8 protein-coding genes and 1 tRNA gene are annotated in these 12,576 nt (G+C 73.2%); 2 read left to right on the top strand and 7 right to left on the bottom strand.

Annotation, left to right across the window (positions count from 1 at the left end; all coding sequences use genetic code 11):
- Positions 1-256 precede the first annotated feature (256 nt).
- Positions 257-1,201, bottom strand: coding sequence for a MerR family transcriptional regulator (locus tag ACWGKQ_RS22490; RefSeq protein ID WP_453293722.1), 945 nt, complete (start codon positions 1,199-1,201; stop codon positions 257-259).
- A gap of 145 nt (positions 1,202-1,346) precedes the next feature.
- Here ACWGKQ_RS22490 and ACWGKQ_RS22485 point away from each other — a divergent pair, with 145 nt between their 5' ends.
- Positions 1,347-2,411: a zinc-dependent alcohol dehydrogenase family protein gene (locus ACWGKQ_RS22485; RefSeq protein ID WP_453293721.1), complete on the top strand. Its 1,065-nt coding sequence runs from the start codon at positions 1,347-1,349 to the stop codon at positions 2,409-2,411.
- Between the two features lie 63 nt (positions 2,412-2,474).
- On the opposite strand, the gene ACWGKQ_RS22480 is transcribed toward ACWGKQ_RS22485, so the two are convergent.
- From ACWGKQ_RS22480 to ACWGKQ_RS22460, 5 genes are all read right to left on the bottom strand, one after another.
- Positions 2,475-2,831, bottom strand: coding sequence for a hypothetical protein (locus ACWGKQ_RS22480; RefSeq protein ID WP_453293720.1), 357 nt, complete (start codon positions 2,829-2,831; stop codon positions 2,475-2,477).
- A 24-nt stretch (positions 2,832-2,855) separates the two neighbouring features.
- Positions 2,856-4,253 carry a Cys-Gln thioester bond-forming surface protein gene (locus ACWGKQ_RS22475; protein WP_453293780.1) on the bottom strand — a complete coding sequence of 466 codons (1,398 nt, stop codon included), beginning with the start codon at positions 4,251-4,253 and terminating at the stop codon, positions 2,856-2,858.
- Between the two features lie 516 nt (positions 4,254-4,769).
- Positions 4,770-5,237 carry a single-stranded DNA-binding protein gene (locus tag ACWGKQ_RS22470; RefSeq protein WP_453293719.1) on the bottom strand — a complete coding sequence of 156 codons (468 nt, stop codon included), beginning with the start codon at positions 5,235-5,237 and terminating at the stop codon, positions 4,770-4,772.
- A 283-nt stretch (positions 5,238-5,520) separates the two neighbouring features.
- Positions 5,521-7,611, bottom strand: coding sequence for a GTPase (locus tag ACWGKQ_RS22465; protein WP_453293718.1), 2,091 nt, complete (start codon positions 7,609-7,611; stop codon positions 5,521-5,523).
- 48 nt (positions 7,612-7,659) lie between these two features.
- Complete coding sequence (locus tag ACWGKQ_RS22460; RefSeq protein WP_453293717.1) at positions 7,660-9,267, bottom strand: dynamin family protein; 1,608 nt, start codon at positions 9,265-9,267, stop codon at positions 7,660-7,662.
- Positions 9,268-9,587: 320 nt separating this feature from the next.
- Between ACWGKQ_RS22460 and ACWGKQ_RS22455 the strand changes: the two genes are divergently transcribed.
- Positions 9,588-9,660, top strand: a tRNA-Arg gene (locus tag ACWGKQ_RS22455).
- A gap of 195 nt (positions 9,661-9,855) precedes the next feature.
- Here ACWGKQ_RS22455 and ACWGKQ_RS22450 read toward each other — a convergent pair.
- Positions 9,856-12,507, bottom strand: coding sequence for an ATP-binding protein (locus ACWGKQ_RS22450; protein ID WP_453293716.1), 2,652 nt, complete (start codon positions 12,505-12,507; stop codon positions 9,856-9,858).
- Between the last annotated feature and the right edge of the window lie 69 nt (positions 12,508-12,576).

The raw sequence follows: 12,576 nt of genomic DNA, 5'->3' as shown, positions 1-12,576 counted from the left end.
TGTGACCTGGGGGTTCGGCGGTGGTGGCGGTGGACCGCCGGTCACTGCCGGTTGCCGTCGAGCGGCCTCGGGGAGCCTCGGACGGCCTTGTCGCCGGTATCGTCGGGGCCGTGGCGGTCCCTGGCGAGGATGCCTTGCTCCTCCGGCTGGCGCCTCCCTCGCGGGGGCGGGCATCGGGCACGGTGTCGTGGAAGCGGGGAAGTCGGGGGCCGTCACCGCGCGCGCTGCCCGGTGACGGACCTGTGCGATCGGCCTGTCAGAGCGGTGTGCGGAGGCGCAGAGCCTCGACGGACCAGTCGAGCACCGGGGCCAGGCTCTCCGGGGCCGGCCAGCCGTTGACCACGGCGAGCAGGTGGAGGTAGCGCTCCCTGCGAGGATCGTTCACGGTCTCCAGCCGGGTCGCCAGCCGGTGGCGAAGTTCGGGGTCGTCGGGGTCGGGGCGGCCGAGGAGGTGGGCGTAGTACGCCGTGAACGCCGTCACGACCGGATCGGCCCGGGGCGAGGCCGGGTCGATTCCGGCGGCCAGGGCCGGGGCTGCCTGGTCACGGACGGCTGCGGTGATGTCGCGGCGCGGGCCGGTCGGGTCGCTGTGGGCCCATTCGGCCGCCTGGTCCTCGATCATCCGCCGCAGGGCGGCGCGGAAGGCCGGGTCCAGCGACATCTCGGCCAGCTCCACCCATGCCCGGGCCTGCTCCGGCTCGGGGTCGTCGGGCAGTTCGGGGGTCATCGAGCGCATGGCCCCCGCGAATGCGGAAGCGGTGTCGAGACCGCCGAAGACGGCGTCGAGGAAGTCGCCGATCAGACGTCGGCGTTCGTCCTCGGAGAGCTGGGCCAGTCGGTGCATGAACTCTGTCTCCTCGGGTGTGGACCCGCGCTCGGCCACCGCCGTCAGTACCGCGCGCCGCAGGCGCAGCACGCGGATCTGCACCGCAAGGGCCTCGGCGTGCACCGCGGCGGCCTCGGGAAGCGAGAGCTCGCGGTCCAGGACCTTGCGGATCGTGGGAAGGTCCAGTCCCAGCTCGCGCAGGGTCCGTACCAGGTCAAGGCGTGCGACGGCGCCGATGTCGTAGCGGCGGTAGCCGGCCGGGCTGCGGTCCGTCGGCGCCACGATTCCGCGATCGGAGTAGAAGCGGATGGTCTTGACCGTGAGACCGGTCCGCCGAGCGAGCTCGCCGATCGAGTAGAGCGTGTCGCCGTCCATGCCCCCACCTTCGGGTCTCCCCCTACGGGAGACTCAAGTCTCCTCGCCTGGCCTCGGCCGACGGCCGGTCTTCGACATGACAGCACGTGGCGGGGAGCGCAGGCTGGGAGGGGCGGAAGGGGCGGTGGGAGAAGAGAGTTCGCTCATGCCACGGTCCATGCGGGCGCTCGTAGCCGGAGAGCTCGGCGAACCGGGCGACGTCCTGCGGCTGGAGTCCCGGCCCGTTCCGACGCCGGGAGCCGGTCAGGCGTTGATCCGTGTGCGGGCGACGCCGATCCACGCCAGCGATCTGCACGTACTGCGTGGTCGCTACGGCTTCTCCCCCGCCTTCCCCGCCGTCGGGGGCCACATGGAGTGCGTGGGCCGTGTCGAGGCGCTGGGCCCGGACACCGAAGGACCGGAGATCGGCGAGCGGGTGGTGGTCGTGGCCGTCCCGGCGGTACCCGGGCCGCGGGTGGAGGGCACCTGGCAGGAATTCCTCGTCGCCGATACGCACAGGCTCCTTCCGGTCCCCGACCGTCTGAGCGACTCCAGCGCCTGCCAGCTCGCGGTCAACCCGTTGACCGCGCTGCTCCTGGTGACTCGCGAACTCGACGTACAGCCGGGTGAATGGCTGCTGCAGACGGCCGCGGGCTCCACCGTCGGCCGGCTCGTCATTCAGCTGGCCGGGCATCTGGGTATCCGGACGATCAACGTCGTACGGCGGCGCGCTGCCGTCGAGGAGCTCAAGGCCCTCGGGGGCGACGAGGTCGTCTGCACCGGGGACGAGGACCTGTTGCGGCGCGTGGCCGAGATCGCGGGACCGGCCGGCGTGCGCAAGGCCGTCGACTGTGTCGCGGGCCAGGTGGGTGCCCAGGTGTCCGAGGCGCTGGCTCCGGGAGGGGAGGTGGTGGTCTACGGCGCGCTCTCCACCCACCGGCAGACCGACCCGGCGGCGCTGACGATCCCGCTCCTGGCACGCTCGGTCATCTACGAGACCAAGGCGGTCCGCGGCTTCTGGCTGAACCGCTGGTTCGGCGCCACCTCACCCACGGACACGCTGCGCGCGCTGTCCGAGGTGCGCGACCTCGTCACCGGCGAAGTGCTGACCATCCCGCAGGGCAGGCCGTTCCCGCTCGAACACTTCACCGAAGCCATCTCGCTCGCCGAAGCACCCGCACACGGCACCAAACCGCTCTTCGTCTTCGAAGACGGCCAAAGCGGCGCATAGGGCGCGGTATTCGGACGCCGGCGGTTGTCAGGGGTTGCTGTGCATCGTGATGACGGGATCTGGTCAGGGGGCGGTGGGCCTGTGCAGGGTTCTGTGGAGGAGGAGGGCGGTCGCCGCGGCCGCTGTCAGGGCGCCGGCCGTGCGGAAGGTGCGGTTGGAGTGCCAGGAGAGGGCCGACCAGCGGGAGTTGGCCGAGAGGACGGAGCCGGTGCTCAGCCAGGAGCCGGCTGAGACGAGTGACAGGGCCGAGCCGATCGAGCCGGCCGAGAGGGCGCTGCCGATCGAGCCGACGGACAGGGCCGAGCCGACCGACCCGATGGAGAGCACGGAGCCCACCGAGCCGATCGACAGCACCGAGTCGTGCGACCACAGGGACAGGATCGAGTTCGAGGACGACGACTTGTCAGGGGAGTCGGGCATGACGTCATAGTGCCCGTCCCGGAGTCAGTCGGTCTGCTGGTTCTCCCGCTGGCGCAGAATCACCAGGACCGCCCCGCCGATCACCACCAGGCCGATGGCCACGCCCGTGATCACGCCGGTCGCCGAGTCGCCGCCGGTCGCGGCCAGGTTGACGTCGGCCGCGGTGCCGCCGACCGAGGCGGGGCTGGGCTCGCTGAGGGTCCGGGTGCCGAGGCCTGCGTCGCTGCCCTGCGTCTTGCAGTCGAGGACGCCGGTGAAGCGGCGTTCCAGACCGTTCGGGCCGGTGATCGTGAAGTCGTAGGCCTGGTCCTCCTGGAGCGGGACGTTCACCGTCCGCGAGGTGCCGGCGGGGATGGTGTACTCGGTGCTCACCAGCTCGAAGGTGAACGGCTTGTCCCCGGTGTCGGCCGCGGTGATGTCCAGGCCGCTCCGGGCGCAGTTCTTCTGCGCCGACAGTGCCGGTATCGCCCCCTGGTCCGCCCAGGTCGCGTTCGCGGTCGCGGTGACCGTCGACTCGCTGGAGCCCGCCAGGATCTGCGTCTGGCTGCGGCTGTCGGAGGTGAAGGCCCGGCCGACGGGGACGGTGGTCGACGCCTGCACCGTCAGTTCGGCGGAGCCTCCCCCACTGCTGGACGCGTGGGCGGTGCCCCCGGCCGCGTCGTCGGGGACCTTGAAGTACAGCTCGCTGCCGTTCTGCGCCGTGCTGACCGGCCTGCCGGTCCTGTCAGTGATCCGTACGCCGCTCAGGGCCGCGTCGGACGGCGGGATCACGGTGACGCCGCGCGCGTTGGTGCTGACCCTCACCGGGCCGAGCAGGCCGCCCGGACGGCCGGACACGGCCGACGGGGAGAGGGTCAGCGAGGCCGGCGGCTCGTTCTGGCCGCGGGCGTTCTTCTCCAGGTAGTCGGCCAGCTTCTCGGCCTCCGGGTCGACGGCGTCGACGTCCGCGCCGTCCGAGTAGCGCCAGATCGCCACCTGGGTGCCGGCCGCCGCGTCCTGCTCCGTGAGGCTGCCGGCGCCGGCCTTGCGGGCCAGCGCGGCGAGGTCGTTGACCTGCGGGTAGGAGTTCTGGAGGATCCAGCGGATGTGGCCGGCGTTCTTGTTGGCGCCGAGCGAGGTGCCGCTCCACGCCGTCTCGTGGTACTTGGCGTCCCGCTGGGTGGGGTTGTGGAGGTCCACGCAGTACGTCTGGAGCGTGCCGCCGCCGTCCACGGACATCTCGAACAGGCCCGCGGCCACCTGCTCGTCGCCGCTGTCGCCGTGGACCACGGCCTCGCCGTAGGTCTTCAGGCCGCTCATCGTCGCCGTCGCCCCGCTCTGGCTCTGGGCGGTCCCGTCGTCGGCCGCGGCCCGGCCGGCGCCGGTCAGCGCGGCGGCGGCCACCAGCCCGGACACCAGGGCCGCGGCGGCGAGGCGGGACATGCCTCTCGCGGCCACGGCGGTGCCGTAGTGCCTGGCGGACGCGCGGGGCGCCGAGGAACCAGAGAACGCAGCGAGCACAGAATTCCCCTTCGAGCAGGACCCGTTGGACGCGGGGGGTGGTCCCACCAGCAGAATCAGCGGCCCCAGGGGCCATGCCCGGCATCCTATGGATCAGCCGGACCGGCCTTTCCCGATGAGATGGTCGGATGAGCGATCCGATCCGTAATCGTTATCGCGAGGCCGGGGGGCGTGACGTGGGCCGGCGGGGCTTGTCGGCACATCCACGCAGTTGTCGTGGCAGGTGCTCCGGAGCGCGGCGACAGGGGCTTCGGAGGGTTTTCGCCGACAAGCCGTCACAGGTCGTCAGGAGTTCTCAACAGCCCTCAGGAGTCGTCAACCAGTGGTCACCGAGGGGGAAGACGAGGGGTCGATGAGGGGCGATGAGGTGGCGATGAGGTGGCGATGAAGGGGCGCCGAGGGTCAGTCGGGCTTGGTGGGGGCCGACTTCACGGCACGTCATGTCACGGCCACCGGTTCCGGTTGCCCGTCGGCGACCGGGGACTCCGCCGGGGTCTCCCAGTTCGGTTCCGGGCGCGGTGCCGGTGGTGGCGGTGCCGCCGTGTCCGGCTTGCCGGTCCGCCGGAAGGCCGCCGTGCCGCGGGCGAGGTCGTGGCCGATCGCCACCGCGTCGATGTCGGCGGAGGCCCACTGCTGGCCCTCCCGGTTCTCGGTGCGCACCTTCAGCCTGCCCTGTACGACGACCGGGTCGCCGACCGTCAGCGAGGTCGCCGCGTTGGTGGCGAGCTGCCGGTTGGCCCACACCGTGAAGAAGTTGGTGTGGCCGTCCGTCCAGGCGTTCTTCTCGCGGTCCCAGTAGCGCGAGGTCACCGCCAGCCGGAACCGCGCCGACGGTCCCGCCGCCAGCTCCCGGAACACCGGCTGCGTCGCCACGTTGCCCACCGCGCAGACCATCGTCTCGTTCATCACGAACCCCTCCCGCGCCCGGCCGCCGCGGCCGGGCGGATCCGCGTACGGGTCCGTCCCGTACGGCTGTGTCCACCGCGGCGACCTGGTGCGTCCGTGTGTGTCGCGATCGCCGCGGGACCAGACTGCCGCCGCCGGAGCGAGCCCGCCGAGCGCTGTGGACCACCGCCGGCCTGTGGAGAACTCCACCACCCGGACGGGTGATCCACGCCCCCCGGACGGAGCCTCACCCGGGCACCCGCCCCTCCACACCCACGGCACACCCACGGCGGCCCCGACCGCGTCAGCCCACCCCGGCGCCCGTCCGCGTCACCCTCCCGTACTGCTCCCGCACCTCCTGGTACCGCAGCAGCTCCGCCGCCACCGGGTCCAGTACCCGGGCCCGTCCGCAGCCGGCCGCCGCCTCCCGCAGCCGGCGTTCCGCGTCCAGGCCGTAGCGGCGGGCCGGTCCGCGGGCCGCCATCCGGCAGCCCCACTCGACCAGCGGACCGCCGATGATCCCGGAGACCATCAGCAGCACCGGAACGCCCAGGTTGGGCGCCATCACCCCGGTGATCTGCCCCATCAGCCACAGCCCGCCGACCACCTGAAGGAGCGTCATGGCGGCCTGGGCGAGTACCGCCACCGGCCACCAGCCCGGCCGTGGGGGCCGCCCCGGCGGCAGTCCGGCCCGTGCGGCCAGGTCGTCGAGCGCCTCCGGAAGACCCTGCGAGCCGCGTACGGCCGCCTCGCGCACCGCCTGCGCCCAGGGCGCGGGCAGCCCGGCCGAGGCCCGCTCGGAGACCGTGCGCACCGCCTGCTCCACGCGCTGCCTCGCGGTGGCCTCCACCTCCGGCTGGGCCTTCGGCAGGCGCCCGGTGGGCGGCTCGCCACGCTTCTGGTGCCAGCGCCACAGCCGCAGCCAGGGCGTGCCGCAGGCCCGGTTGGCGTTGCGCCGCCAGGCCCGCTCGGCGGCCTCGCCGGCGGCGGTGGCGCCGACCGCGTCCGCGAGCCGCGCCGCGAAGTCGTCGCGCGCCTCCTCGCTGAGCCCGGCGCGCCGCCCGGTGGCGTAGACGGACCGCAGCCGGGTCGCGGCGGCGTCCACGTCGGCGGCGACCCGCCGGGCCGCCGCGCCCCGCTCGGTCACGAACTGGCCGAGCACCTCGCGCAGTTCGCCGACGCCGTCGCCGGTGAGCGCGGACAGCGCGAGCACGGTCGCGCCCGTGTCGCCGTACTCGCCGAGCGCGACGCCGTCGTCGTCGAGCAGCCGGCGCAGGTCGTCCAGGACCTGGTCGGTGGCCTCGCCGGGGAGCCGGTCGGTCTGGTTGAGGACGATGAACATGACCTCGGCGTGGCCTGCCATGGGCCGCAGATAGCGCTCGTGGAGGACCGCGTCGGCGTACTTCTCGGGGTCGACGACCCAGACCACCGCGTCGACCAGTTTCAGGATCCGGTCGACCTGTTCGCGGTGCTGGACGGCGGCCGAGTCGTGGTCGGGCAGGTCGATCAGGACCAGTCCGCGCAGCTGTGCGTCCGCCTCGGGGTTGTGCACGGGGCGGCGGCGCAGCCGGCCCGGGATGCCGAGCCGGTCGATGAGGGCCGCGCTGCCGTCGCTCCAGCTGCACGCGATGGGCGCGGAGGTGGTGGGCCGTCGTACCCCGGTCTCCGAGATGGCGACGCCGGCGAGCGCGTTGAACAGCTGGGACTTGCCGCTGCCGGTGGCACCGGCGAGGGCGACGACGGTGTGCTGCCCGGACAGCCGGCGCCGGGCGGCCGCCTCGTCCAGGACCCGGCCGGCCTCGGAGAGGGTGTTGCTGTCGAGGCGGGTGCGGGAGAGGCCGACGAGTTCGCGCAGGGCGTCCAGGCGGGAGCGCAGCGCGCCGTCGTACGCGAGCGGGGCGGGGGGCGGGGCGCCCGGGCCGCGGGTCTCCAGGACGGGGACGGCGGCTTTGCCGGTCTCGGTGACGCGGCGGGCGATGAGTCCGTCGTCCCAGGCGTCGTCGCCGGTGGCCGGATCGTCGTCGCCGGCCGGGCCGCCGTCGGCCGGCTCCCGTTGCTCCCGCACGCGCGCGTGCGGCACGTTCTCGGTCTCGGGGGCGGTCTCGACGGCGGATTCGGCGGTGGTTTCGGCGGCCTCGACTGCTTCGGTCGCCTCGGGGGCTTCCGGGACCTCGGGCGGCCCGGCGCTGTCCGCGGGCTTCTTCTCGGTCCCGTTCCGGTGCGGGGCGTTCTCCGGAACGGACGCCGGGACACGTTCCCGCGAGGACTCCCGTACGGACTCCCGCGAGGACTCCCGTACGGGCTCCCGTGCGGCGTCCGCCGTGGAGTCCGCCGTGGTCAGGCCGGTTTCGAAGTCGCTGGCGTAGTCACCGGTGTAGTCACTGGTGTGATCCATGCGTCCCATGCGATCCGTGTGGTCGTGGTCAGTGACGGCGGTCACCGGTCACCTCTCCTTCTGCAGGACGGACAGGGCGGCGATGAGTTCGGCCTGGGGTTCGGGGTGCACGTCGAGGCCGTCGAGCGGGGCGAGGCGGCGTTCGCGTTCGGCGTGCAGGACGCGGTCCACGTGCTCGGTGAGCAGCCGTCCCGCGCGGTCGCGCAGCCGCAGCGCGCCGTGGGCGCCGATGCGCTCGGCGAGCCGCTCCCCCGCCACCTTGGTGCGGCGTCCGCCGAGCAGCGCGGTGGCCACCAGGGCGGCGACGACCTCGGAGTCGGGTGCGACGCTGCGGTCGAGCTCGCGCACCTCGTCCTCGGCGTACTCCTCCAGCTCCCGCCGCCAGCGCCGGACGGCCAGGCCGATGCGGTGCTCGGCGCTCTCCAGGGACGGGTCGCGGTCGGCGAGTCCCGGTGCGGCGGAGGCAGGCTCGCGGCGCCAGGCGTCGTCGACGCGTTCGTCGGCGGCGGTGACGGAGCACAGCAGCAGGGCGGCGAGGCTCTCCACCAGGGCGTCCAGGAGTTCACCGGGGGAGCAGTCGAGGGGGTAGGCACGCCAGCGTTTGAGGGCGTCGCCGGCGAGGACCGCTCCGCTCTGGAGGCGTCCTCGCAGGCGTGCGTGCTCGCTGTCGTACGCCGTGTCGACGGCGGAGGTCAGGCGCAGGGCGGCGGCGTACTGGGCGGCGGCGGCGCCGGCCAGTTCGGGCATCCGGGCCTTGAGGGAGTCCAGGAGGCCCTGCGCGGTACGGGCCAGGGTGTGGCTGCGGGCGCCGGGATCCTGGGCCTGGTGGATGAGCCAAGCGCGCAGCGGGGCGACCGCGGTGGCCGGGAGCAGTCCGCCGCCCCAGGCCGACTCGGGCAGCTCCGGCACCGTGAACCGGGGTACGTCGCCGAGTCCGGCCTTGGTGAGGAGGGCGCCGTACTGCCGGGAGACCTCCGAGACGACCGTGTGGGGTACCCGGTCGAGAACGGTCACCAGGGTGGCGTTGTACTCCTTCGCGGCACGCAGCAGATGCCAGGGGACGGCGTCGGCGTAGCGGGCGGCGGTGGTCACCATCACCCAGACGTCGGCGGCGCAGATGAGTTCTGCGGCGAGGACGCGGTTGTCGACGACCAGGGAGTCGATGTCGGGGGCGTCGAGCAGGGCGAGGCCCCGCGGGATGCTGTCGGCGGTCTCGACGCGCAGCACGCGCGCGGCGTTCTCGCCGGGGAGGAAGGGATCGTCGCAGGGTTCCTGGTGCGGTACCCACTCGCGGGTCAGGTCGGGCAGCACGCGCATGCCGCTGAACCAGTGATGGTCCTCCGGATGGCAGACGAGGACCGGCGTGCGGGTGGTCGGCCGCAGCACGCCTGCCTCGCTGACCCGGCGGCCCACGAGTGAGTTGACGAGGGTCGACTTGCCGGCGCCCGTGGATCCGCCCACGACGGCCAGAAGCGGAGCTTCGGGCTCTCGGAGGCGGGGCACCAGATAGTCGTCGAGCTGTGCGAGCAGTTCGTCGCGGTTGGCACGCGCGCGTGGGGCCCCCGCCAGGGGCAGCGGGAAGCGTGCGGCAGCGACACGGTCGCGCAGGGCGGAGAGTGTGTCGAGCAGCTGAGGCCGTACGTCCAAGGTCACCACATGCGAAGAATGCCCAATTTTAGGGGAATTCTGAAGCATATAGACATGTCTGCGCGCCGACAGGACACAACGGACGGAAGGGATGACTGGGACGGAGGCACAGTCCAGGCATAACGAGTGCACAACACCCGGTGCGCCAGGCGCCAAAAGCGATGCACGATTCGTACCTGCCTGCGATTATCAGGACCGCTTCACCGAACCTCCACATTGAGCCACGGAGGCGAAGCAGCAGGGACGAGGATCGAGGAGTTCTATCCTTGTCCCCGGCAGCGTCACGGACCCGCCCCACGAGGGCAGTACGTACGAGGCCAGCACAGCCGGCCCCCGTAGCTCAGTGGATAGAGCAGGCGCCTTCTAAGCGCTTGGCCGCAGGTTCGAGTCCTGCCGGGGGCGCTTCGCGGAAGGCCGAGGCGGCGCTTCCCGCCTCCCGCCGCTCTTTCCCCATCTCACTCGTTCGGGGCGTCGCCCTGCCCGGTCGACCAGACAGGATGTCGGCGATGTCCCCAATGGTGCCACCGGTGAAGGTCACCCGGCAGTTGGCCAGTTCTGTCCTGTGGTCGCAGTGAATCGCCGGCCGTGGCTCATGCTTCAGCCATCGGCAGGAGGACGGTCGCCGGACCGGGTCCTGCCGCGATACATCGCCACGACCGCCCTGGGCAGGCTGAGCACCTCGGCGATCTCGTCGTCCGACCGCCGTGGCCCGGACAGTTCGGTGATCCTCCTCAGGCGCTCGGCGGAAGCCGCCGGCCAGACGATCGGGGCACCGGTGGCCAGCAGTTCGAGTCGCGCCTCGTCACCGCACGGAAGCGCGCCGATCCGGTCGAAGGCGGACTGAGCGGAGCTCAGCAGGGACCGTGCCTGACGGATCCGTTCCTGGCGGCGCAGCCACGAGCCGTACGCCAGCTCGAGCTTCGCGCGGGCGTAGGACCACCCGGACAGGTCCTGCCGCAGCGCCGCCAGGTAGAGGTCCTCGGCGTCCTCGTCGGCGGCCAGGACGGCGCGGGCGTACGCCAGATTGATGTGGTGCAGCGGCGACGGCGTCGCCCGCGCGGCCGGCTCCAGCTCCGCCAGCAGCCCGCGGGCGTCTTCGCGGTGCCCGGCGCGTACGGCCGCGTCCGCGAGGAACGTCAGGCCGGTGAACCTCTCGTGCCGGGGGAAGCCGGGACGGGCCGGATCGAACACCGTCCGCAACGTCCGGTAGGCGTCCCGGTACCGCCCGGCCGCCAGTGACGCCACGCCACGGGCGAGCCGGAGCAGGGGCGGCACCGCGTGCCGGCCGCGGGCCTCGTGCAGTTCGGCCCGGGTGGCCCGCCGCAACGCCTCCCACGTGTCACCGACGTGCGCTTCGAGCAGGATCTCGCACACCGGCGTTCCGGATTCCCACAGCGGCTGCCCCGTCTCCGCCGCCAGCAGCTTCCCCTTGCGCACCGCGTCGGCCGCCCGCGCCAGGTCACCGCGCAGCACATGGGTCCACGCCTGCAGGGCCAGCACATGGGAAAGCAGTCGCAGCCGGCCTTGGCTGCGCAGTATCACCTCGGAGCGGGCCAGCAGCTCGGCCGCCAGAACCGGGTGCCCCACCGCGTGTGCGGCCATGCCCATGACCCGCAGTGCGTCGCCGTCGTCGCCGGGAGGTGTCCGGGTCAGTGCCTCGGTGACCTGCCGGGCCCGCAGCAGCGGTTCCGCCAGGGCCAGCGCCGCGAGGTGGCGCGGGTCGCCCGCCGTCCCGGGCAGTCGGTCGACGCAGGCGACGACACGCGCCCCGGCGGCCGGCCCGATGTCGGCCGCGTAGCAGCGGAAGGCAGCCTCCAGGAGCATGTCGAGCGCCAGATCGGGATCGGCGGCGGCGGACCGCAGAGCGGTGTCGCACAACTCGTCGACACGGGCTGCGTCCCCGGGAAGGCCGTGGTCGAATCTCTCGCGGAGCCACGCCATGCGTGCCCGGTCCAGGTCGGTCAGGTCGGTCCTCGCGGCCGAGCGCAGCAACTCGTGGACGATGTCGTCGCGGCCCATCGCGAAGGCGTGCCGGGCCGCCGTCAGCAGCCGGTGGCCCCGCAGCGCCGACCAGCTCGTCAGCTGTGCGGACCGCTCGAGATCGTCGATCGCGGCGATCACCGCGCCCCGGTTCAGCGCCTGCGCGGCGCCGGCCTCGAGGGCGTCGGCGATCCGGTCGTCGGGCCCCACGACGGACCGGGCGTGGTGCCAGGTCCGCCGGTGCGCGTCGGCCAGTACGTGCGCCAGCGCCCGGTGGGCCGACTGGTGCCGGGCCAGTCCTTCGGCCTGCAGGATTCCCACCCGCATCAGAGGGTGCAGAAAGGCGGCCCGCCCCCCTTCCACGGTCACCAGTCCTACCGCCTGCGCGGGGCGGAGCGCCTCGGGAGTGACCGGTTCACCGCGCAGGGCCGAGGTGCCGGCGATGATCTCGGCGAGGTCGTCCGCCGGGTCGACGGCCGTGACGAGCAGGGCGTCCTTGGTCACCGACGGCAGTTCGGCCCAGGCGCCGGCCAACGCGTGCTCCAGCCGGTCGGACAGACTCAGCGGACGAAGCCCCCCGGAGGGCAGGCGCGCCATCGCGATCGGCAACTCGCGCAACGCCAGCGGATTGCCCAGCGCCGCCCGCCGGATGCGCCGCTGCTCGGCCGGGCTCAGGCCGGGAGCGTGGGCGGACAGGATCTGCGCCGCCGCGTCGTCGTCCACACCGCCCACGGCCAGCTCCGGGAAGCCCGCGCGGAGGAACGGGCCGGTATGGCCCCGGCGCATGACGGCGATGATCACCACGGGTGCCGCCACCCGCCGTGCGGCGGACGTCAGCGCGTCGTGCGACGGTGCGTCCAGCCACTGCACGTCATCGGCCAGGACCAGCACGGGTCCGTCGTCCGCCAACGCGGTCAGCAGGTCGACGATCGCCAGGGCCATCAGGAAGGGCCCCGGTGGCGGCCCCTCGACGAGACCGAAGGCCGCCAGCAGCGCCTCCCTCGCGCGGCGCGGAAGCGGCGCGACACGATCGAGGACGGGGCCGACCAGCTGGTGCAGTCCCGCGAAGGGGAACGCCACCTCCGACTCGGCCCCGACCAGCCGCAGCACCCGGAAACCCCGGGCCCGCCCCCTGGACTCCGCCTCCCGCAGCAGAGACGACTTGCCGATACCCGGGTCCCCCAGCATCAGCAGCACCCCACCGCGCTGCGGCGTACGTTCGAGGAGCCCCGCCAGCACGGCGATCTCCCGCTCCCGCCCGACCAGCATCGCCGTACCCCATGGGTCCTTTCCCCAGCCTCCTGGTCCCTCGACGCTAGTCACTCCGTGCCACGGCCG

This window comes from Streptomyces sp. NPDC054770 (assembly GCF_053611985.1).
This window is presented reverse-complemented; position numbering and strand designations above follow the sequence as displayed.

What these genes read in the sequence shown, in the direction of transcription:
- ACWGKQ_RS22475 (WP_453293780.1), bottom strand. Translation starts at nt 4,253, where the DNA reads ATGTCCCGCCTCGCCGCCGCGGCCCTGGTGTCCGGGCTGGTGGCCGCC.
- ACWGKQ_RS22470 (WP_453293719.1), bottom strand. Translation starts at nt 5,237, where the DNA reads ATGAACGAGACGATGGTCTGCGCGGTGGGCAACGTGGCGACGCAGCCG.
- ACWGKQ_RS22485 (WP_453293721.1), top strand. Translation starts at nt 1,347, where the DNA reads ATGCCACGGTCCATGCGGGCGCTCGTAGCCGGAGAGCTCGGCGAACCG.
- ACWGKQ_RS22450 (WP_453293716.1), bottom strand. Translation starts at nt 12,507, where the DNA reads ATGCTGGTCGGGCGGGAGCGGGAGATCGCCGTGCTGGCGGGGCTCCTC.
- ACWGKQ_RS22490 (WP_453293722.1), bottom strand. Translation starts at nt 1,201, where the DNA reads ATGGACGGCGACACGCTCTACTCGATCGGCGAGCTCGCTCGGCGGACC.
- ACWGKQ_RS22465 (WP_453293718.1), bottom strand. Translation starts at nt 7,611, where the DNA reads ATGGATCACACCAGTGACTACACCGGTGACTACGCCAGCGACTTCGAA.
- ACWGKQ_RS22480 (WP_453293720.1), bottom strand. Translation starts at nt 2,831, where the DNA reads ATGCCCGACTCCCCTGACAAGTCGTCGTCCTCGAACTCGATCCTGTCC.